Raw genomic sequence first — 21,425 nt, 5'->3', positions numbered from 1 at the left:
GTTGTCAAAATGTTGTCAAAATGAATTTTTGCTGTCAAATCTGAAGGTCATTTCTTATCCTTAGTAGAGCTTCGCTCCTGCCGGGATACTGTCATCCAGCATCAGCAGATTCAGTCCTTCGTGTCCGTCGTACTCGTACACCGCACTAATCAGCATACCCTCGGAGTCGATACCCATCATCTTCCTCGGCGGCAGATTCGTGATCGCCACACAGGTCTTTCCGACCAGCTCTTCCGGCTCGTAATACTCGTGAATTCCGCTTAAAATCGTACGTTTCCGTTCTGTTCCGTCGTTCAGTGTGAACTTCAGGAGCTTCTTACTCTTCGGAACTGCCTCACATGCCTCTACCTTTACAACCCGGAAATCGGACTTGCTGAAGGTGTCAAAATCAACGGCATCCTCAAACAACGGCTCGACTTTCACCTTGGAGAGATCGATCTTCACAGCCGGCTCGGACTCCTCTTTCTTGTCCGTTTTCTTGCTGTCAGATCCGCCGATGCTCTTCATTGTCGGGAAGAGCAATACATCACGGATGGCTGCGGAATTGGTGAGAAGCATACACATTCTGTCGATTCCAAATCCGATACCACCTGTCGGAGGCATACCGATTTCCAGTGCGTTGAGGAAATCTTCGTCTGTTGTGTTGGCCTCTTCATCTCCCTGTGCCAGAAGCTCTTCCTGTGCTTTGAACCGCTCTCTCTGATCGATCGGGTCATTCAGCTCGGAGTAGGCATTTGCCATCTCCCAGCCGTTCATAAAGAACTCAAAACGCTCTACATAGTCCGGATTTCCCGGTTTCTTCTTTGTAAGTGGAGAAATCTCAATCGGGTGATCCATGACAAAAGTCGGCTGGATCAGGTGCTCTTCTGCGAATTCCTCGAAGAAGAGGGAGAGGATGTCACCTTTCTTATGGCGCTCCTCATATTCTACATGATGTTCTTTTGCAAGCTCTCTTGCCTGCTTTAATGTCTTTACTTCGTTCCAGTCTACACCTGCGTATTTCTTAACGGCGTCTACCATGGTGATACGCTCAAACGGCTTGCCGAGATCCATCTCAACTCCGTTGTAAACGATCTTTGTTGTTCCAAGTACATCCTGTGCCACATGGCGGTACAGGTTCTCTGTCAGATCCATCATACCGTTATAATCGGTATATGCCTGGTAGAGCTCCATCAGAGTAAATTCCGGATTGTGGCGGGTGTCCAGACCCTCGTTCCGGAATACTCGTCCGATCTCATAAACACGTTCCATTCCGCCGACGATCAGACGTTTCAGATAAAGCTCCAGAGAAATACGAAGCTTGAAGTCTTCGTCCAGTGCGTTAAAATGTGTCTCAAACGGTCTTGCTGCTGCTCCGCCTGCGTTTGCCACAAGCATCGGAGTCTCAACTTCCAGGAATCCCTGAGAATCCAGGTATTTCCGGATGCTACTCAAAATTTTGGAACGTTTGATAAATGTATCTTTTACCTCGCGGTTCATGATCAGATCCACATATCTCTGTCTGTATCTTGTATCTGTATCTGTCAGGCCGTGGAATTTCTCCGGAAGCACCTGCAGACTCTTTGAAAGCAGCTGTACACTTTCTGCGTGAATCGAGATCTCTCCTGTCTTTGTCTTAAAGACAGTTCCCCTGATTCCTACGATATCACCGATATCAAACTTCTTAAAATCTTTATAGTGGTCTTCACCGATATTGTCTCTCGCAACGTAAGACTGAATGTTTCCTTCTAAATCCTGAATGTTGCAGAAGGACGCTTTTCCCATCACACGTTTCTGCATGATACGTCCCGCTACGGAAACTTCTTTATTTTCCAGTTCCTCAAAATGATCCTTGATTTCCTGGCTGTGATGTGTCACATCATATTTTGTAATCAGAAACGGGTCATCTCCTCTTGCCTGAAGCTCCGCCAGTTTCTCACGGCGCACCTTTCTAAGCTGATTCAGATCCTGATCCTGCGCATTATTCTGCTGTCCTGCCACTTTTTTCACTCCTTTTTTCTGTCAGACAGATATGTTCTCCCGTACCGTACGGTTAGATAGAACGCTCAATCTTTAATACTGTATATCTGATATTTCCGGCCGGTGTCTCAACATCTACAACATCTCCGACCTTCTTTCCCATCAGAGCCTGGCCTACCGGAGACTCGTTGGAAATTTTGCCCTGAAGGCTGTTTGCCTCTGTGGAACCTACGATTTTGAATTCAATCTCTTCATCATATTCGTCGTCATGTACCAGAACTGTACATCCAACGTTAATCTTTTCCAGATCTACTTCTTCTTCTACAACAACCTCAACATTTTTGAGGATTTTTTCGAGTTCATCGATCCGGGCTTCAATATCTCTTTGTTCATCTTTTGCTGCATCGTATTCTGCGTTCTCTGACAAGTCGCCCTGCTCTCTTGCCTCTTTGATCTTCTCGGCAACTTCTTTCCGCTTTACGACCCTTAAATTTTCAAGTTCATCTTCCAAAGCTTTCAAGCCCGCATAAGTCAATATTGTTTTCTTTTCTTCCATCTTGTTTACCTTCCTTACATAAATGAACTAGTACGCAGCCGGATCTGCTGCAAAACGGTATGGAATATTCTACTTCCGTAATTTCAATATTATACATAACGCATCCCAGCATGTCAAGATTTCTGCGGGATTCCTTGCACTTTCCTCACTATTTCCCAGGCGTTTCCAGGCCCTGCAGACGGTCATTTAAAAGTGCTTCCAGTTCCTCATAACTTTCGGCATGATTGATCTCATCCCGCAGTTTTGCGGAATTCGGAAATCCGGATGTATACCACGCCACATGCTTCCGCATTTCCCGGATTGCCGTGTAGTCTCCTTTGTACAGGATCTGAAGCTTCGCATGGCGCAGCATCATCTCCCGCACCTCATCCGCCGTCCGCTTTGCCGGCTCTTCTCCCGTCTCCTCGTAAGTAATCAGATCGCGGAAGATCCACGGATTTCCCTGGGCGGCACGGCCGATCATGATGCCGTCGCAGCCGGTCTCCTGAAACATCCTCTCGGCATCTTTCCCGGAAGCCACGTCTCCGTTTCCGATCACCGGAATGGATACCGCCTCTTTCACTTTGCGGATAATCTCCCAGTCTGCATGTCCGGAATAATACTGTTCCCTCGTCCGGCCGTGCACAGCCACTGCGGCGCCACCGGCGTCTTCGATGATTTTCGCGATTTCTACTGCGTTGACATGATCATCGTCAAAGCCCTTCCGGATTTTCACCGTCAGCGGCTTTTTAATAGCCCGGGAAACTTTCGACACAATCTCATGCACCAGTTTCGGGTTCTGCATCAAAGCGGAGCCCTCCCCGTTCTTCACAATTTTCGGCACCGGACATCCCATATTGATATCCAGAAACGCAAACGGAAGCTCCTCGATCCTCTTTGCGATTTCACTCATGATATCCGGATCCGATCCAAAAAGCTGCAGCGATACCGGCGGCTCTTCCGGATGAATTTCCAGAAGGCTTTTCGTATTTTTATTTCCATATAAAATAGCTTTCGCGCTGACCATCTCCATACAGAGAAGGCCCGCTCCCATTTCCCTGCACAGAAGGCGGAAGGGAAGATCCGTCACCCCCGCCATCGGCGCCAGAATGTAGCGGTTTGCCAGTTCTACGTTTCCAATGGTTAATGTTTTCATACGTTTTCTTCCTGATCCTCCTGCTCTTCCAGATCTTCTCCCATGAAGAAGACTCTGTAATAGAGCTGAAGTGACTGAAGCAGCTCCTCCTTTGTTCTCTGAAGTTCCTTGATTTTCAGGGCGCTTCCGATATCGTCAAACATCGGATCTCCCTCTTCTGACGTAACTTCAAAGCAAAGGGAACCATCCTCTTCATATACAAGTGTAAGAATTCCGCCGACATCGTGGACATAGAGAACACACATAATCTTCAGTTCGTCCTTGATATGATCCGGAAGATTATCAAAATCCGGATTCAGATAATATTTTTCTTCATATGAATTTGCACCGCACAATACTACTTTTTCTTCGTACATCCTGCTTTTCTCCTGACATTTTATTTTCTATACATAGCCGTACACGCCGCGGACAGACACTTCCCCGGATGAAATCTCACAGATCTCCCCACTGTCCTTTTTCACGATCAGCTCACCCGTCTCCGTGATTCCCGCAGCCACTCCGGTCCATTCCTTTCCCGGCTCCAGCACGCAGACACGCTTTCCTTCATTGACAAGAAGGGTCTCATACTCATCCTGGATAAACTCCAGCGACTTTCTTCTTGCGAACTCTTCGTACAGGCTCTCAAACTCCTGCAAAAAACGCACCACGATCTCTTCCCGGCAGACCTCATGGCCGTACTCACATTTCAACGAAGTCGCTTTCTGCCGGATCTCCTCCGGGAACTCCGTCTGATTACAGTTGATTCCGATCCCAACGATCACATATTCCGTGCTTACACCTTTCATCCCCATCTCGGTTAGAATCCCGCAGATCTTCTTTCCATCCATAACCAGGTCATTCGGCCACTTGATCTGAGGCCTCTTCTCGCCGGGCTGGTACACTGCCCGCGCCGCCGCACAGGCCGCAAGAAGCGTCAGCATCGGCGCCTTCTCCGGCTCAAAGTCCGGGCGCAGAAGCACCGTCATATAAATATTCTCACCCGCAGGCGACTGCCAGGCCCGGCCCCTCCGGCCGCGGCCGTCCGTCTGCTGCTCCGCCAGAATTACCAGACCCGCACTCGCGCCCTCACCGGCTGCCGTCTTCACTCTCAGATTCGTCGAATCCGCTTCGTCCAAAACCCGGATCTCCCGGCCCATCCATCCCGTCCGAAGCCGGGATATAATCTCCTGTCCGCGCATAACCAAGCCACTCCTTCACTCAGAACTATTCTTTTTTCCGCTCTGAATCTGATACTTTCCTGATGAATTATAACACACCTTTCACAAAACGCAAATCCATAAACGATTCTGAAAATTTTCATTGGGGACGGGTTCCGATGCATCGGAACCCGTCCCCAATGATAAAAATATACACCGTATTCAATATTTATTCTTCTCCGAGTGTTGCTACCATCACGGCTTTGATGGTGTGGAGTCTGTTTTCTGCTTCGTCGAATACGACGGACGCCGGGCTTTCGAATACGTCTTCTGTGACTTCGTATCCTTTGACCGCTGGCAGACAGTGCATAAATATAGTTGTGTCTTTTTGTGTCTTTTCCATCAGTTTTCTGTTAACCTGGTACTTGTGGAGGAGTGCTTTTCTTTCGTCTGTTTTTTCTTCTTCGCCCATGGAGATCCATACGTCCGTGTAAATGATGTCAGCGCCTTCGACGTCGTTTGTGTTATCGGAGATGGTGATGGTGGATCCGGAGGCGTCGGCATATTCCTGGCATGTGCGGACGAGGGAGCGCATCGGCCACAGTTCGGACGGTGCGATCAGCACGAAGTCGATTCCGACTTTGGCGCAGCCGATCATGAGGCTGTTTGCCATATTGTTTCTTCCATCGCCGATATAAACGAATTTCAGTCCTTCAAAGTACTGGAAATGTTCCTGGATGGTGAGAAGATCGGCGAGTACCTGGGTCGGATGGTAATCATCGGTCAGCCCGTTCCATACCGGGACTCCGCTGTATTTTGCCAGCAGTTCTACGTGGGAGTGCCGGAAGCCCCGGAATTCGATTCCGTCAAACATTCTTCCGAGTACCCGTGCTGTATCCTCCACGCTTTCTTTATGTCCGAGCTGAATTTCATTGCCGCTTAAATAGGTAGGAAATCCTCCTTCGTCATTTGCAGCTACCGTAAAGGCGCATCTTGTTCTGGTGGACGGTTTTTCGAAAATCAGTGCAATATTCTTTCCTTCCAGCGCATGGCCCCGGATTCCTTTTTTCTTTTTTTCCTTCAGTTCTGCCGCCAGGTTTACGAGATAACGGATCTCATCCGGCGTGAAATCTTTCAATGTTAAAAAGCTTCTTCCTTTTAAATTCATGTTCTTCTCCTCCCTGATTCCTGCCAATATATGGATAAATCCCGGTAATCCGGGTTCTCCTTTCATCTTCTCATATTTCATATGCACAAGTGCCGCGAGTTCATCTTCTGTATAAATCTGATATTTGGGGATCCGGAAATATTTTGCGCTTGCTTCCAGCATGGACAGATACAAGGTCTCATCTGTCGCTCCCAGCGGAACTTTGAGCACAAATTTGATTTCCCGTTTTTCTTTTTCCCGGAGGCTGGAGAGCATCTGCTGATAGTCCTCTTCTGTCCTGTCTGTGTCAATGTAGTAAATCAGGCCTTTCAGCCCGTAAATCACCCGTTTCGCATCATGGTATCCGATTTTCAGATTCTGTCTGCTGCGTTTCCCGTGAAATTCCAGAATGCTTCCCAGACTGACTCTCGGCGCGATCTCATACACTTTCGTATCCTCATCCAGATGTACCCGAGGCTCCCGCCCCGGTCCGTAAATCCGCACGGTAATAATGTTCTTATAGCCGCGTTTCACAAGCGAATTCAGCGGTACATTATTGATTACCCCTCCGTCCAGATACGTTTTCCCATGAAGCGGTTCGTTTTTAAAACCGAGCAGATAGGCGCTTGCCAGAAGAAAATCTGCAAGCAGCCCTTCCGGAATCTGATCCAGTGTAAGATCGAGTTCTTTCATATCTGATACGGAAAATGTGAGAAGGGAAAAATCAATCCCTGCATTCCGGATTTTTTCTTCATCCAGCACCTGATGAATCAGCTCTTTCAGAGGCGTCACATCAACTCCGCCGTCTTTCAGACAGCTCATCAGCTCTTTTATGAGTTCCCGTACTGTGACTTCTTTCTGAAAGAAACGCTCCATCCAGTTATCATCCACGTCCATGACTTTTGAAAATGTCATTTCTTCCCAGACACGTTCTGCTTCTCCTACATCTCCCATACAGATCAGCGCTCCATTCAGTGCGCCTACGGAAGTTCCTGCTACCCCTCTGATCCGGACCCCTGCCTCACGAAGTGCCTTCCACGCCCCAATCTGGTATGCGCCTCGTGCTCCTCCACCGTCCAGCACAAGCCCGTATTCTTTTGATAAATCGATCACAGGTTTCATTCTTTCACTCCTTATGCATTATAATACTCTTTTTTGCATAAAATTACAATCTATATTTTCAACAATCTTTTTCATTTTTTTATCTCTTTCTTGTGTAAAACATGGATCTGTCAGCTTTTCACCGATTTTCCCACCAGGTTTTCCGCGGCATGATTTCATGTATTTTTATAAATCCATGCTGCTTGTATACAATTATAAGCCGTTTCCAATTCCCCGTAAAGCAAAAAAAGAGTTTCTTCCTAATCAGAAACTCTTTTTTGAAATCTATCTTTTCTTTCTAACCCCTAGTGGAACCAATGTGCTCCAATCTTGATTCCTGCATTTACTCCGTCCCCGAAATGCAGCGCGTTTCCTACCGGGCTGACGCCTGAAAGTGCGTCTACCGCTGCCTGGCGGCAGGATGATGGAATATTTCCGGATGCCAGTACCCGGTCAAGCTTTCCTGTCATCGCCGGTCCGAACTGTCCGCTCTGGTAAATAACTCCTCTCAGTGTGCTTGCATATCCTGCTTTCAGACGGTTCATTACAACAGCTCCTACTGCTACCTGTCCGTCATACGGCTGGTTACCCGCTTCGCAGTAGATCAGCGCAGCCAGAAGTGTCGTGTCCGCCTCCTGAGCCAGCTTTTTCTGACGTTCTTCTTCAGCCTTTCTTGCTTCTTCTGCTTTTCTGGCCTCCTCAGCTTTTCTCGCTTCCTCAGCCTGTTTTTCTGCTTCTGCTTTCTGCTGTTTTGCGGTTTCTGTATAAGTAAGAAAACTCTGTGAAACATTCTGTGCAGTTTCGGCATCCGCTGTCACAACAAGCTTTGCGCCCTGCGGCTCCTCCGGAGCAAATACGGAATTTCCATCAGCTGCAAATACCTGAACACTCATGCTCGCTGTAAGGATCACCGCCGAAAGAACTCCTGCGACCGCACCTTTCTCCAGACGTCTTCTATGACTGTTCCATGTTTTCATTTTTGTCCTCCTTTAATTATCCGCAGACTTCCTTCTGCGTCTTCCTCATTCTCAGTCCCTGTATCAATCGAACATAATATATATTACGTTCTGCCGCTTTTGTTTATTACAAATATTACGAATTTGTTACATCTTCTTGCGACGGTGTTAATAATAGCAGAGTTTTCTTTTTCTGTCAACCTTTGCACCTATTTTAGTACATTTTTGAAGTATTTTAACGATTTTCCCAATCGCTTTTTATGTATTTTGTATATTTTTAATTGTCCGACAATCTCGAGGATTCCTATACTATTTTCCACTTTTCGACAATTTCTGCAAATAATACCAACTTCACTTTGTCACAATAACGTAATATATATTTCTTTTTTCTGTCGTATTTTTTACATTTGTTTCTTAATAATTTCGAAAACAGCTTTGCCCGAGTGCGCATCCCGCGGAGCGTTTTTGTTTACCAGGGAACGAAGTTTCCTGGTAAACAAAAAAAATCCCGAAAGCTTTCGCTTTCGGGATCTTTCCTTATCTCTACTTATTCCTGAACGTATGGCATAAGAGCGATGTGTCTTGCTCTCTTGATTGCAACTGTCAGGGCTCTCTGATGCTTTGCACAGTTTCCTGTGATTCTTCTCGGAAGAATCTTTCCTCTTTCGGAAACGTATTTTCTTAATTTTGCTACATCTTTGTAATCGATCTCATTGTTTTCTTTTCCACAGAATACACAAACTTTTTTTCTTCTGCGGCCTGGTCTTCTTCTCATCTGAGAATCCGGTTTGCTTGTTTTATCGTAAGCCATTGTTCTTACCTCCAATACTAATTAAATGGTAATTCCTCATCAATTCCATCCGGGATGTTCATAAATCCATCACCCGCATCCACACTTGGTGCCTGCGGTGCCGGAGGAACCGGGCTTGCCTGATAACGGCTCTGATTTGCTTCACTCGCGCTCTTGCTTTCTGCAAATTCCTGCTCTTCTACGACAACTTCTGTCGTATAGACCTTTACGCCATCTCTGTTCGTATAGCTTCCTGTCTGGATGCGTCCACAGATCGTGATACGCATTCCCTGGCGGAAATACTTCTCCGCGAACTCAGCTGTTCTTCCGAATGATACACAGCTGATAAAGTCTGCCGTCTGCTCTCCATCGCGCCGGAACCGTCTGTCGACGGCCAGTGTATAACGGGCAATGGCCAGCGGGTTTTCCCCGCCCTGAGAATAGCGGACCTCAGGATCTCTTGTCAGGCGTCCCATTAAAATTACTTTATTCATATATTTCCTCTTTTCTTCTTTATGCTTCCTGTTTCACGCATAAATATCTGAGCACGTTGTCCATAATACGGATTCTCTGTTCGATCTCGCCCGGAGTCGTTGCATCAGATTCGAAGTGGATGAAATAATAATATCCTTCTTTCATCTTCTGAATTTCGTAAGCAAGTTTTTTCTTACCCCATTCATCAACGTCAGTAACATTGCCACCGAAACGTGTGATTAACGCTTTCACTCTTTCGATTACATCTGTTCTGGCATCGTCTTCGATTTTTGCATTGACAACAACAGCTAATTCATATTTGTTCATGTCACTTGCACCTCCTTATGGTCTTTTGGCTCCCGGCTCCCCGGCCGGGGACAAGGATAAATAATATATCACGGTGTATTATTTTAACATTATCCCGCGTAAGTTTCAAGCCTTTTTTTGAATTTCTTTCGTATTTTTTTCCACGATTTTCCTGGAAATCATGATCTGATGTCCGCAGCCGCAGCATTTCAGCCTGAAATCCGCACCCACCCGCAGAATCTCCCACTCAAAACTGCCACACGGATGTTTCTTTTTCATCCGGATCTTATCGCCCACCTCATACTTGATCTCTGACATATTCTTCCCTCTTTTCCTGTCAGTTTACTTCCACCTGGTATCCCTGTACAATCAGACGTTCTTCATTATTTGCTTTTGTACATGTCGACAGTGTCACTACTTTTGCATTGGACGGAACTTCCACCCCTGTATCATAAAAGGAATGTTCCTTTGAAAATGCCAGAAACGACTGGAATGCCTCGTCATTTTCAAAGACTGTCTGATACGCGTCTGATGTATCATTAACCTCTCCTACTGCAAAGATCTGATATTTCAGTTCTTTTCCATCCGGTGTATAAATGTAAAAATACGGATAGGATCTATAGAATTCCTCATCCTGATATTCCTCCAGTTTTCCAAACATGGATTTACTGTTCATTCTGTGCCCGTATATGACACTGTTTTTGTCCGTCATATCCTTATTATTGGAAACGTTCAGGAAAATCGCGCCATAGGTGTTCGGATAGCCTGATATGGTCTTATCCAGATATTCCTGATTATCTTTTCCCTGCACAACCGGATAGCTGATGATGGACGGCTCATCAAACCGGATCCACGCAATGATGTCCTCGTTGACTTTCCAGAGCTCCTCGAAATCCACCGTGTATCTCGTGCTCTCTTCTCCCGTTCCCGCATCGGCGGAAATTCCGATCTCCTTCAGGTTATCGTACTCCTGATCTCCTTTGTGATATCCGTAAAAAATCCGGAACAGCTGGAATCCCGAAAAGCAGAACACGATAATTGCGGCAACGAGTATAATTGTGGAAAAGATTCCTCCCTTTTTCTTCTTTTTTCTTCCGCCTGTCTTCTGATTAATAGCAGGTCTTTCTTCTCTCTTTTCTTTTGTTCCGGCTTCCCCTGCCCCGGATGATGCCCTTTTCCGGGCTTTTTCTTCCTCAAGCCGTTTTTTTCTATCTTTAATGCGGTATTCGTCCATGTAACCTTACCTCTGTCTGTTTTATTTTATCATCAGGGTTTCTATATCGTACAGTTTCTAGTATAACGTATTTTTCGCAATAGAAAAAGAGGATGTTGCAGAAAATGGACTCTCCTTTTCCGCACATCCTCCCGGCCCGTTCTGTTTTCCTGTCTTAGAATGGAATTTCCAGATAAATATCCTTTCCTTCTTTGATCGAAATCACAAGCTTGCCTGCTCCTGCAGTCACCCTGGCTCCCTCTACAGAAACCTCCGGTGCCGGAGCTGCCTGCTCTTCTTCCTCTTTTTCCGGCTCCTCTCCTTCATCCGCGCCCTCGACAACGGCATCGATCACATCTGCTGTCACCGGTGTCAATGAATCACATGTCTTGATCAGTTTTGCGCCAAGGATCTGATGAATCTGAAGGCATCCGTCCAGATTCAGAAGGCCGCTTTCAACCAGCTCATCAAAAATAGCCGGATCTTCCAGATTTTCCGGTCCTATTGTAATGCCTTCCTCTGCCCTGCAGCAAAGTACTGCAGGATCATGAGCATGCTGTTTTGCTGTTTCTGCTGTGATAGACATATCTATTCCTCCTTCATAATTCTGTTTCTTTCATCTTAGTCCTGTTTATCACTGTTTTCCAATACATTCTTTCTATATTTTAGATCATTTTATCAAAAATGTCGATACCCCCGCCCCTCTCCATTTACGAATTTAATATAATTTTTATATACAGTTTATTGATTCCTGAGAAAAATGCGGTAAAATAGAATTCATAAAAATATTAAGACAGGTTGTGTAGAAAAATGAAAGATAAGTTTTTACGCTTTATGTACGGCCGCTACGGCGTTGACCAGTTTTCAAAATTCCTGGTGATAACAGGGATCATTTTTTTACTGTTATCCGGATTTACCCGATACGGCGGAATTCTATATCTGTTTTCGCTTGCCGTTTTAATTTATTCCTATTTTCGAATGTTTTCACGAAACCATTCCAAACGTTACGCTGAAAATCAGCTCTATTTGAAATACACGGCCGGGATCCGGAAAAAGTTTTCCGCCATCCGTTACGGTCTCAGTCAGAGAAAACACTATCACATATATAAGTGTCCTTCCTGCGGACAGAAAATCCGGATTCCCCGCGGAAAAGGCAGGATCGAAATCCGGTGTCCGAAATGTAATGCCCATTTTATTAAGAAAAGCTGAGAAAGGAGGGCCATTATCATGCTTGATTATATGGTTCTGTATCAAAGTGAAACCGGCAACACAAAAAAACTTGCCACATCCATTTTTGCCGCCCTTCCTGGAATGGCAAAAGATCTCAGAAGTATCGATGAACTGAACGGTCTGCCGGATGCAGCCACTTATTTTGTCGGTTTTTGTGTCCACCGTGGCACCTGCAGCCTTGAGGTTGGAAATCTGCTTTCTTCCATCTCCGGAAAGAATGTCGCCTTATTCGGCACATGCGGGGCCGGTAATGTGGATAACTACTATAAAAACATCGAAAACAGTGCCCGGATCTGGCTCGAAGATGACAATCTCTATCTGGGCGGATTCTTCTGTCAGGGCAAGATGCCTGTGCAGATTCGCCAGAAATACGAGTCCATGTTAAATGGAGATCAGGCTCACGATCACCATCTGAAGCTTCAGCTGTCAAATTTTGATGAAGCGATGATTCATCCGACAAAAGATGATCTTACACGCGCCGCGGATTTTGCAAAAAACTGCCTCAGCCGTCTTTAAAGATGGCCGAGGCTTTCTTTTTTATTTATAGAATCATCAGATCTTTCGGGAAGTGCGTCAGTGTCTCTGCACCGTTTTCCGTAATCAGTACCGTATCCTCGATACGGACACCTCCCCATCCCGGAATATAGATTCCCGGTTCCATGGTAATCACGCAGCCGGGCTGCATTATTTTCGTACCATACATTCCAAGGAACGGCTCTTCATGAAGATCAAGTCCTACGCCATGTCCCATTCCGGAATAATAATACTCTTCATACTTTTTCACTACTTTACGAATCTCTGCATCCGGTTTGGAAGCAACAATTCCAGGACCCATGTTCCGGACTCCTGTTTCCTGCGCTTCGCGTACCAGTTCGTAAATTTCTTTTTGCTGTTCAGACACATGTCCTACCGCAAACGTACGGGTCGTATCGGAAATATATCCGTTGTATTTCGCACCATAGTCCACAAGAACAAAATCGCCTTCTTCTACCTTCTTATCTCCCGGCTTTCCATGGAGCAGTGATGTCTTTGCTCCGGAAATCAGAATCGTCTCAAATCCGATATCCTGCGCTCCGTGCATCTTCATGCTAAATTCCAGACGCGCACACAATTCTCTTTCCGTAACACCTGGTTTAATATACGGAATCAGCTCTTCCAACGCTTTGTCCGCAATCTCGCAGGCAATTCTTGTATTGGCCACTTCTTCTTCGCTCTTTACATACCGCAGCTCTTCCACAATGTTTCTCGTTCCGGTCAGTTCAATCCGATGCTCTGAAAGAAGTCTGTGGATTTCTTCATATTTATCATAGGTTGTAAAGCATTCCTCAAATCCCAGTCTCCGGATTCCCGACTTGACGCAGATGCTTTCCACGGCCTTTGGGATACTCCTGCCACAGTTATGCCAGTTGACAACCTCAAAGTCCGGGCAGGACTGCTCTGCCAGCTCTGTAAAGCGGCTGTCCGTAATGAGATAATTCCCCTGCGGGCAGATCAGTGCATATGCCAGCTCATCCGGATATCCACTGATGTATTTGACATTGGCCTCTTTTGTGATATAAATACCGTCCAGACCCTGTTCTTTTAAAATCTCAAGTACTTTTTCTATTTTCTCCATCACGAAGCTCCTTATCCCCAGATCATTCCGATTCCTGCTTCTTTTGCTTTGTCATAGATTGCTTTTGCCGCAATCAGGTCCTGTGTTGCCACACCGACTGTCTCAAACACAATAATTTCTTCATCGTTTTCACGTCCCGGAATTTCTCCTTTAATCAGCTGTCCCAGATCGCCTGTAAAATCCTCTTTTGTGATGATTCCTTCATCCAGCGGAATCAGAATGTCTCCGGATTCGGAAAGTACCGCTTCCTCAGAATCAAAATAGATTTTGGACGCTCTCGGAAGAATGGCCGGATCCATCTCCTGCATATGCGGCTGATAAGCTCCTACGCAGCTGATCGTTGCTCCCGCCTTTACTTTGGAAGCATCAAACACCGGTCTGGAGGACGGAGTTACCGTCACAAGAAGATCTGCACCTTCTACCGCTTCATCAGAAGATGCTGCCGCAACGATTCTGGCACCATATGATTTTAATTCTTCATTCATCTGCTCCGCGAAGGCTTTTGTCCGTTCCGGATTCATGTCATACACACGGACCTCTTCCAGATCTCTTACTGTCACCATTGCCTCCAGCTGAGTCGCTGCCTGTCCGCCTGTTCCGATCAGCGCGCCGACACGGCAGTCTTTCTTTGCAAGAAGATCAAATGCGGCTCCTGTAGCTGCTCCTGTACGAAGCTGTGTCACATAAGTTCCGTCCAGCACGGCCTCCACAATTCCGGTTGTTCCATCGATCAGAAAGACCTGTGCCGGTGATGACGGAAGCCCACGGTCAATATTGTGCGGGAAAATATTAACTACTTTTAAGGAAGCTGTATCCATCTCTTCCACGTACGCCGGCATAAAAAGGAAGCTTCCGTCATATTTCGGCGCCTGAATGTTTGTCCTGATAGGAGAGTCACATTTTCCCTCCACTACAAGCTGAAACGCTTTTTTGTCCGCTTCCACGGCGTCTTTCATGGTAAATACTTTTTTGATATCTTCTCTTGATAATAATAACATTTCTGAACCTCCTGTTCTCCTTGTATCCTATCGTTTAAAGCGCGCATCCAGTCCCCACGGCTGCATAGCGCCTCCCTCTTCTGCCGGTCTGCACATTTTTGCGTAAATATTCAGACATCCTTTTTCCTCTTTCAACGGCGGACATACCCAGTTTGCCTTTCTTCTTTCCAGTTCTTCATCGGAAACAAGCAGATTGACCTCTCCATTTGGAATATCGATCACGATTTCATCCCCATTTTCCACAAGTGCGATCGTTCCTCCATCGTATGCTTCCGGTGATACATGCCCGATAATTGCACCATAGTTAAATCCTGAGAATCTGGCGTCCGTGATCAGCCCCACACTCTTGTGCAGTCCCAGTCCGATCAGGGCATCGATGCTCAGCATCAGTTCCTTCATGCCAGGAGCCCCTTTACATCCTTCATAACGAATGACAATGATGTCACCCGGTACGATTTCTCCTGCCTGGATTGCCTCAAACGCCGGACGGTCGCCTTCGAATACTTTTGCTTTCCCTTTCAGATATTTCACTTCTTCGTATACGGCTGTCGGACGGACAATCGCACCGTTCGGTGAAAGGTTTCCTCTTAAGATCTTAAGTCCCGGCTCATGGAATAACGGACGTTCCAGAGAATGAATAACTTCATTTTCTTTTGGCGTTACCTTGGAAAGGAGCTCTTTCCATGTGCCGCCGTACATACTCGGAGCATCGGTAAACAGTTTGCTCTCCAGCATCTTCATCACATTCATAACACCGCCTGCGTAGTGGAAATCCACAACAGTATACGGGCCGCTCGGTACTACTGCATTGATGCAGTAAATTTCATCTGCGTATTTTTCAAAATCTTCCAGAGTCAGTTTGATTCCCAGTTCATATGCGTAGGAAAGAATGTGAAGAACCGCATTGGTGGATCCAGCCACGGCCATATCAAACATAATCGCATTGAGAAGCACTTCTTTCGTGATCAGATCTGAAGGTTTTCTTCCTTCTTTTGCCATCTTTACCGCGTATTTTCCGGCTTCTCTTGCTCTGCGGAGCTTTGCGTTGTCGGATGCAGGGATCGTAGACGTACCCGGAAGCACCAGATTCAGCACCTCTCCAAGCATCTGCATGGTATTTGCTGTTCCCATGGACGGACATGCACCAAAGGACGGACAGACATTGTCTTCCATGTCCATCAGCTCTTCTTCTGTAGCGCCTGAAAATCTTGCGGAATCCAGATCCGCTTCCACCACGGTTTTCCCGCAGTACTGTCCCGGCTGCATGGAACCGCCCGTCACGATCATGGACGGAATGTCCAGACGCATTGCCGCAAGGTAACATCCGGCAATGATATTATCACAGGATGCGACCATAACAAGACCATCGAAATTGTGTACGCGTGTAACAAATTCCACGGACATTGCCACGATGTCCCGTCCAACCTGTTCGTATTTCAGTTCTTCTGCTCCGTTTGCGATGTTTCCGCAGGTTGCCGGGATTCCGAATTCCACCGGCACTCCTCCTGCTGCCCAGATTCCTTCTTTTACCGCTTCAGCGATCTGTCTTAAGTGGGCAGATCCCGGAGATCCTGACATATATGAATTCGGAACTCCGATATGCGGTTTCTTACGGATGTCCTCGTCGGAATACCCTGCCGCTTTCATCATAACTCTTCTGTGCGCCGCCTCGGCGCCATTCCAGTATTCTGTTCCCATAATTTCCTCCTGTCTGCGCTTTGCTTTCTCTTCAATCTCTTGACAAATAAATTGCCTTTGATGATAATAATAAAATAGAAACTGCAATTTCTGAATTAATATTTTTTAAATATACTATTCGGTTTTGCTTATATCTGCATTTGCATTATAGAAAATCATTTTAATTCATTTTTTCTAATATGAACCATTAAGAAATCGAATGGAAGGTGAATCATGAACAAGTATCAGACCATTTTAAGCGTCTGCGAAACACGCAGCATCTCCAAAACCGCCGCTTTGCTGAACTATACCCAGTCGGCGGTCAGCCAGACGATCAAAAATTTTGAAAAAGAGCTGGGGCTTGAACTTTTCATCCGTTCCAAAAACGGTATGGAACTGAAATCCGACATGGCCTGGATCAAAGAGTCTCTTCGGACCATTTGCGAGGCCGAAAACCAGATTGCACGGACCGCCGCTTCTCTTTCCACTCTGGACAGCGGCCTGATCCGCATCGGCACGATCCAGAGCATTTCCTATCACTGGTTGCCGGGCATTATCAAAGATTTTTCTGAAGAATATCCGAACATTCTTTTCCAGCTTACGATCGGCGGCTTTGGCGAACTGAAGGAAAAACTGATGGGCAATGAGCTGGACTGCATTTTCGTGTCCGAATTCTCCGTTCCGGGACTGCCGTTTGTACCACTTGGAAGTGATGAACTGATGCTCGTCACACCCCTTTCGCATCCTCTTGCAAGTCACCTGTCCGTCTCCCTGGCAGACGTCAACAACCAGGACTTCATTCTGTCCGCAGACGGTCTGGACTACGAAACCGGCAAAATCTTCGAGCTGAACCAGATTTCTCCAAACATCCGCTATCAGCTCAACGAAGATTTCACAACATTGAAAATGGTAGAACAGGGCTTTGGCATTACCATTCTGCCAAAACTGCTTCTCCACAACGCCCCGTTTGAAGTCTGCATCCGCCCGTTTACCGAGCACTACACCCGTACCCTCGGGATCGCTCTTCCGTCCGGCATTACGCCGTCCAAAGCAGTTTTACAGTTCCGGGCATTTGCAGAACACTGGTGCAGGGAGAATCTGTAGATAAAACGGAAATGATTTCCCCGCGTTATCCTACCTTTGTTTTGTATACCTACTCTTAATTTTATGGTATACTAAATTCATAGGAGAAGAAAGGATGTGTTACCATGGCATTAACACAGAAGAATAACGAGTACACGATCGATGATATCTACGCTCTGCCTGACGGGCAGCGTGCAGAACTGATCGACGGTCAGATGTACATGATAGCACCGCCGGGCAGGAGACACCAGTTAATACTTGGTTTCCTTTACCGCAAAATTGCTGATTATATCGAACAGAAAGGCGGATCCTGCGAAGTCGATATTGCTCCATTTGCCGTATTTTTAAACGCAGATGATAAAAACTACGTCGAACCGGATATCAGTGTAATATGCGACTCCAAAAAGCTGAATGATAAAGGATGTACCGGCGCTCCGGACTGGATCATTGAAATTGTCTCTCCCGGAAGCAGACAGACAGACTATTTCACTAAACTCTTCAAGTATCGAACAGCTGGAGTTCTTGAATACTGGATTGTCGATCCTGATAAAAACAGAGTTACCGTTTATAATTTCCAATCTGAAGATACCGCGGAATTCACTTTCGCCGATTCTGTAAAAGCAGGAATCTACGGTGATCTTCAGATTGATTTCAGTTCATTAAATCTTTTATAGCAGCAAAAAGCGGACCCGCTATAGGATCCGCTTTCCTCTTGTCTCATATTCTTTTATCTGATCTGCTCCACCGCTTCTTTGCAGAGTGCTTCAATTTCATCATACTTTTTCTCTGCAATCAGACTTTCTTTTACCATCCAGCTGCCTCCGCATGCAATGACCTGCGGGCAGGAGAGGTAGCTTCCAATATTCTCCTGGCTGATACCGCCTGTCGGCATAAACCGGAGCTGGAAATAAGGTGCCGACAGTGCTTTGATTGCTTTGACGCCTCCGTTTACTTCTGCCGGGAAAAATTTTACGACAGACAAACCAAGCTCCAGCGCCTGTTCAATCTCGCTTGCCGTTGCCACACCCGGATAAACCGGAATTCCTTTTTCCTGACAGTAGCGTACAATCTTGGGATTGAGCCCCGGACTTACGATAAACTTTGCCCCGGCCTCGATGGCTGCATCCACCTGTTCTGTCTCCAGGACGGTGCCTGCGCCTACCAGCATGTCCGGATATGACTCGCTCATCCGGCGGATCGCTTCCGCGGCCGCATCTGTCCGAAAGGTCACCTCTGCACACGGGATGCCGCCTCTTACAAGAGCTCCGGCAAGATCTTTGGCATCCTCCGCTTTCTCAAGCTTGACTACAGGAACAATCCGGATTTCTTCAAACCTTTCATCTATTGTTTTCATTTCGTGTTTCCTCCTTCTACGCTTCCTCCGCCTACCAGTGTGCCCCGGTTGCACTTTCGTTTGCCGTGTTGTCTCTGTAACTTAAGAGCAGGCAGACCGCATCCAGAACAATGTGAAGGCTCTGGTCAAAAAGGGAACTCAAAAGCTGAATGGAACCACGCTTCTCCCCGGTATCTCCTTTTACGGTCCCCGGAATCACAAGGATCTGATCCGCAAATCCCGCAAGCGGCGACTCTCTTTTGCTTGTCACAGCAATTACCGATGCATTTTTCTCTTTCGCTTTTCTGGCAGCGTCCACAACGCTGATGCTCTTTCCGGATCCGGATACTCCTATCAGAATATCCCCCTCCTTTATGGCCGGTGTGATGGTCTCTCCCACCACATATACGGTGTATCCAAGATGCATCAGCCTCATCGCAAATCCTTTCGCGCTGAATCCGGAACGTCCTTCTCCCGCCACGAAGATCCTCTGGTCCTTCTGGATCAGACCGATCACCTGATCAATCTCGTCTTTCTTTACATTTGCGACTACATGTTCAATCTCGTCCATGATTGTCCGTAATACATCCATTGTCCTGCCTCCGTTCTCTATCCATATCTTACATCCGGACGGCCCCGGCAAACCGCGCAGCCGTCTCTCGTTTGTTTCCTGATTTCGTAATCGCGCTTCCCACGATCCCGATTTCAATTCCGCACTCTTTTAACAAAGGTACCGTATCAAGTGTTACGCCTCCGGCTGCCGCTATCTTTCGGACTCCAGAGAGCTCTCTGACGCTGCTTCTGACCAGTTCCGCGAGCCCTTCCCCCTGTCTGTCGGACGGAAGGTGAATACAGAAAACAGCCTCCGGAAATGCTTCGCCAAGTACCCGGATCCGTTCTGCCGGCACTTCCAGCAGGTCAATCATATATTCCTTTCCAAACTCCCTGGCCACATCGGCACATGCCCGGATCGTTGTCACGGAAGAAAATCCCATGACTGTCGGATATCTCCTCCGGCCTCATATGTTTTCCTGAACTCGTAAGCTCCCTCATCGCAGGTCTTGATGTCTGCCAGAAAACACTGTTCCGGAAACCGCTTCCGAAAATACGCAACGCTTCTGTCCAGACCGTAGTCTTTGATCAGGGATGTTCCGATTTCAATAATATCGGCAGACTCTTTAATCTCTTCTATCATAGCCTCTGCCGTCTCAAGATCTGTCCTGTCAATTGCCACCTGAAGTTTCAATGAGCCTGTCCTGGATATTTGTGCCTGCCCCCAGCTTTGGCGTAGATCCAAGGAGAATGCGCACCTTCCCGGAACGCACCTTTGCGAACAGTTCCGCTTTTTTTGCCTCTGTACCTGCTTCATGGATAAAAGCAATCTCCTCCCTGGGGATACCTTTTGCCACCAGCTTTTCCCGCACGTCATCATATACATTAACTTTCATATTTATTGTTCAAAATGCCGGAAACATCATCTTTCTGACAGATACAATATGCCGCACCTGGAAAACAATGTGCGTATTCGAAGAGGTCTATGCAATACTATGACATAAAAATCACGGAAACTGATCGTCTGTCCCCGTGATTTTCTAAATATATTATGTTATTCCAAATCATCTCCCTGTCGGGTCGTATACCTTTGATTTCCTGCTTCTAATTCCTTTTCTCTAACCAACGAAATCACTTCCAGATACGATTTTATCTCTGACTTCCATTTTTAGCATCTCCATTTTATCCAGCCCTTACTCCCAGATTCCTGCTCTTCGGTACACTTCCTCGATAAATGCCTGCTTCTCCTTTACAGCAACAAGAACATCATCCCCGGAATTTGTATGAATATAAATCCGGTCCAGCGACATAGCAAGTGATGATAGCGGATTGTGTGTCTCCTCAAGCAGTTCAATGTTTCTGTACCGAATACGTTTTTTTATGAAACCGAATACGATCAGCAGTTCCTGCTCTCCAAGGTAAATATAATTTCTGAAATATATCGGTACCATCAGAAGATCCACCAGAACGAGTACAATCAGGGCTGTGATCACAGATGCGATTTCCTCTTTTTCTCCTCCTGCAGCCGGAATGACTGACCAGAGAACCAGTACATTGACAAAAATCAGAAGCGCCCATGCCCACAGATCCACTTTTCCCTGAAACTTCATATCCGGAATTCCAAGAGTATCGTCCCGTTTTTCGGTTCTGTATACTTCCTCTTCTCTCTGTACTCTGATCCTGCCGCTCTCCTGCGCCCGTCTCTGCTCCTGTCTCTGTCTGATAAATATGAAAACAAACAAAGCTGCAACAAATCCGAGGACAACAAAGAAAAAGTATTTTCCGAGTCTTCCAAGCCAGATCGTCCCCACGCTGCACCATCCAAAGATCAATGCGAGAAAGGGTCCGGTCACCGCGAGGGTATCTCTGTTCATCATACTGCCGGCCCCGGTCTTTACGGAATTTTTCACCGCCGCATGGAGAGCCCACTGTTCGATCACGGCCATCACCACGCTCACTCCGTAGAGAAAGAGAAGGCTTGTTTTGCTTCCCCAGCTGTCCGGCTGTCCCCATAGTCCAAAATGCGTCGGGATCACATCCGGAATCTTCTGATACATCACTGCAATATAGATTCCCACGCCGATCGTAACAATCCACATCAGAAGCATAGAAAAAATCTCAGTCTTTCTGTAGTGTTCAAACATCTTCATACCTGGTCCCTCCC

The 21,425-nt window shown here is 46.6% G+C and carries 24 protein-coding genes and 1 pseudogene; 3 read left to right on the top strand and 22 right to left on the bottom strand.

Annotation, left to right across the window (positions count from 1 at the left end; all coding sequences use genetic code 11):
- Positions 1-60 precede the first annotated feature (60 nt).
- The 13 genes from lysS to H6A32_RS10275 all read right to left on the bottom strand — a co-directional run bounded on the left by lysS (position 61) and on the right by H6A32_RS10275 (position 11,359).
- On the bottom strand, positions 61-1,980 hold the full coding sequence (gene lysS / locus H6A32_RS10335; protein WP_087253167.1) for a lysine--tRNA ligase: 1,920 nt from the start codon (positions 1,978-1,980) through the stop codon (positions 61-63).
- A 52-nt stretch (positions 1,981-2,032) separates the two neighbouring features.
- Positions 2,033-2,515, bottom strand: a complete 483-nt coding sequence (greA, locus tag H6A32_RS10330) for a transcription elongation factor GreA (protein WP_087169185.1) — start codon at positions 2,513-2,515, stop codon at positions 2,033-2,035.
- A 148-nt stretch (positions 2,516-2,663) separates the two neighbouring features.
- Positions 2,664-3,650 carry a tRNA dihydrouridine synthase DusB gene (dusB, locus tag H6A32_RS10325; RefSeq protein ID WP_204864293.1) on the bottom strand — a complete coding sequence of 329 codons (987 nt, stop codon included), beginning with the start codon at positions 3,648-3,650 and terminating at the stop codon, positions 2,664-2,666.
- On the bottom strand, positions 3,647-4,006 hold the full coding sequence (locus H6A32_RS10320) for a DUF6145 family protein (RefSeq protein WP_087169183.1): 360 nt from the start codon (positions 4,004-4,006) through the stop codon (positions 3,647-3,649). The genes dusB and H6A32_RS10320 overlap by 4 nt, the downstream gene beginning before the upstream one ends.
- A 27-nt stretch (positions 4,007-4,033) precedes the next feature.
- Entirely contained in the window at positions 4,034-4,828 is a 795-nt protein-coding gene (locus tag H6A32_RS10315; protein ID WP_118636982.1) for a biotin--[acetyl-CoA-carboxylase] ligase, read from the bottom strand.
- A gap of 187 nt (positions 4,829-5,015) precedes the next feature.
- On the bottom strand, positions 5,016-7,055 hold the full coding sequence (gene argF, locus H6A32_RS17025) for an ornithine carbamoyltransferase (RefSeq protein WP_204864292.1): 2,040 nt from the start codon (positions 7,053-7,055) through the stop codon (positions 5,016-5,018).
- Between the two features lie 284 nt (positions 7,056-7,339).
- Positions 7,340-8,011 (bottom strand): cell wall hydrolase, encoded by a 672-nt coding sequence (locus H6A32_RS10305; protein ID WP_242959022.1) that lies wholly within the window; start codon positions 8,009-8,011, stop codon positions 7,340-7,342.
- Positions 8,012-8,537: 526 nt separating this feature from the next.
- Positions 8,538-8,801 carry a 30S ribosomal protein S18 gene (rpsR, locus tag H6A32_RS10300; RefSeq protein WP_048620576.1) on the bottom strand — a complete coding sequence of 88 codons (264 nt, stop codon included), beginning with the start codon at positions 8,799-8,801 and terminating at the stop codon, positions 8,538-8,540.
- Positions 8,802-8,818: 17 nt separating this feature from the next.
- Positions 8,819-9,274 (bottom strand): single-stranded DNA-binding protein, encoded by a 456-nt coding sequence (locus H6A32_RS10295; RefSeq protein ID WP_087169180.1) that lies wholly within the window; start codon positions 9,272-9,274, stop codon positions 8,819-8,821.
- Positions 9,275-9,293: 19 nt separating this feature from the next.
- A complete protein-coding gene (rpsF, locus tag H6A32_RS10290; protein WP_087169179.1) occupies positions 9,294-9,581 on the bottom strand; it encodes a 30S ribosomal protein S6 in 288 nt (95 codons plus the stop codon).
- 105 nt (positions 9,582-9,686) lie between these two features.
- Positions 9,687-9,878: a DUF951 domain-containing protein gene (locus tag H6A32_RS10285; protein WP_087169178.1), complete on the bottom strand. Its 192-nt coding sequence runs from the start codon at positions 9,876-9,878 to the stop codon at positions 9,687-9,689.
- A 19-nt stretch (positions 9,879-9,897) separates the two neighbouring features.
- Positions 9,898-10,794, bottom strand: coding sequence for a class B sortase (srtB, locus tag H6A32_RS10280; protein ID WP_138373214.1), 897 nt, complete (start codon positions 10,792-10,794; stop codon positions 9,898-9,900).
- A 154-nt stretch (positions 10,795-10,948) separates the two neighbouring features.
- Positions 10,949-11,359 (bottom strand): sugar transporter, encoded by a 411-nt coding sequence (locus H6A32_RS10275; protein WP_087169176.1) that lies wholly within the window; start codon positions 11,357-11,359, stop codon positions 10,949-10,951.
- 641 nt (positions 11,360-12,000) lie between these two features.
- Here H6A32_RS10275 and H6A32_RS10270 point away from each other — a divergent pair.
- Entirely contained in the window at positions 12,001-12,519 is a 519-nt protein-coding gene (locus H6A32_RS10270; RefSeq protein WP_087169174.1) for a flavodoxin family protein, read from the top strand.
- Positions 12,520-12,544: 25 nt separating this feature from the next.
- On the opposite strand, the gene H6A32_RS10265 is transcribed toward H6A32_RS10270, so the two are convergent.
- Genes H6A32_RS10265 through ilvD form a run of 3 tightly spaced genes read right to left on the bottom strand, consistent with a single transcriptional unit; the run spans position 12,545 to position 16,314 of the window.
- Positions 12,545-13,618 carry a M24 family metallopeptidase gene (locus tag H6A32_RS10265; protein WP_204864291.1) on the bottom strand — a complete coding sequence of 358 codons (1,074 nt, stop codon included), beginning with the start codon at positions 13,616-13,618 and terminating at the stop codon, positions 12,545-12,547.
- Positions 13,619-13,629: 11 nt separating this feature from the next.
- Positions 13,630-14,616: an ornithine cyclodeaminase family protein gene (locus H6A32_RS10260; protein WP_087169172.1), complete on the bottom strand. Its 987-nt coding sequence runs from the start codon at positions 14,614-14,616 to the stop codon at positions 13,630-13,632.
- 27 nt (positions 14,617-14,643) lie between these two features.
- The gene (gene ilvD / locus H6A32_RS10255) at positions 14,644-16,314 is read right to left on the bottom strand and encodes a dihydroxy-acid dehydratase (RefSeq protein ID WP_118636972.1); all 1,671 of its coding nucleotides are present in this window, start codon (positions 16,312-16,314) and stop codon (positions 14,644-14,646) included.
- A gap of 213 nt (positions 16,315-16,527) precedes the next feature.
- On the opposite strand from ilvD, the gene H6A32_RS10250 reads away from it, so the two are divergent.
- Positions 16,528-17,397, top strand: a complete 870-nt coding sequence (locus H6A32_RS10250; protein ID WP_087253150.1) for a LysR family transcriptional regulator — start codon at positions 16,528-16,530, stop codon at positions 17,395-17,397.
- A gap of 104 nt (positions 17,398-17,501) precedes the next feature.
- The gene (locus H6A32_RS10245) at positions 17,502-18,050 is read left to right on the top strand and encodes a Uma2 family endonuclease (protein ID WP_204864290.1); all 549 of its coding nucleotides are present in this window, start codon (positions 17,502-17,504) and stop codon (positions 18,048-18,050) included.
- A 53-nt stretch (positions 18,051-18,103) separates the two neighbouring features.
- Here the strand turns inward: H6A32_RS10245 and H6A32_RS10240 are convergent, their stop codons facing one another.
- The 6 genes and pseudogenes from H6A32_RS10240 to H6A32_RS10215 form a co-directional block, all read right to left on the bottom strand.
- A complete protein-coding gene (locus H6A32_RS10240; RefSeq protein ID WP_204864289.1) occupies positions 18,104-18,730 on the bottom strand; it encodes a bifunctional 4-hydroxy-2-oxoglutarate aldolase/2-dehydro-3-deoxy-phosphogluconate aldolase in 627 nt (208 codons plus the stop codon).
- Between the two features lie 31 nt (positions 18,731-18,761).
- The gene (gene hxlB / locus H6A32_RS10235) at positions 18,762-19,301 is read right to left on the bottom strand and encodes a 6-phospho-3-hexuloisomerase (protein ID WP_204864288.1); all 540 of its coding nucleotides are present in this window, start codon (positions 19,299-19,301) and stop codon (positions 18,762-18,764) included.
- 28 nt (positions 19,302-19,329) lie between these two features.
- On the bottom strand, positions 19,330-19,704 hold the full coding sequence (locus tag H6A32_RS10230) for an orotidine 5'-phosphate decarboxylase / HUMPS family protein (protein WP_204864287.1): 375 nt from the start codon (positions 19,702-19,704) through the stop codon (positions 19,330-19,332).
- On the bottom strand, positions 19,686-19,943 hold the full coding sequence (locus tag H6A32_RS10225; protein WP_204864286.1) for an orotidine 5'-phosphate decarboxylase / HUMPS family protein: 258 nt from the start codon (positions 19,941-19,943) through the stop codon (positions 19,686-19,688). The genes H6A32_RS10230 and H6A32_RS10225 overlap by 19 nt, the downstream gene beginning before the upstream one ends.
- 10 nt (positions 19,944-19,953) lie before the next feature.
- Positions 19,954-20,148 (bottom strand): annotated as a pseudogene (locus H6A32_RS10220) (helicase); the annotation flags it as partial.
- A gap of 306 nt (positions 20,149-20,454) precedes the next feature.
- The gene (locus tag H6A32_RS10215; protein ID WP_087253145.1) at positions 20,455-21,411 is read right to left on the bottom strand and encodes a PH domain-containing protein; all 957 of its coding nucleotides are present in this window, start codon (positions 21,409-21,411) and stop codon (positions 20,455-20,457) included.
- Positions 21,412-21,425 lie beyond the last annotated feature (14 nt).

This window comes from Drancourtella massiliensis, from assembly GCF_016900655.1.
Taxonomy (GTDB): domain Bacteria; phylum Bacillota; class Clostridia; order Lachnospirales; family Lachnospiraceae; genus Sellimonas; species Sellimonas catena.
Note: the sequence above shows the minus strand (reverse complement) of the source record. Positions and strands in the feature narration are given on the sequence as shown.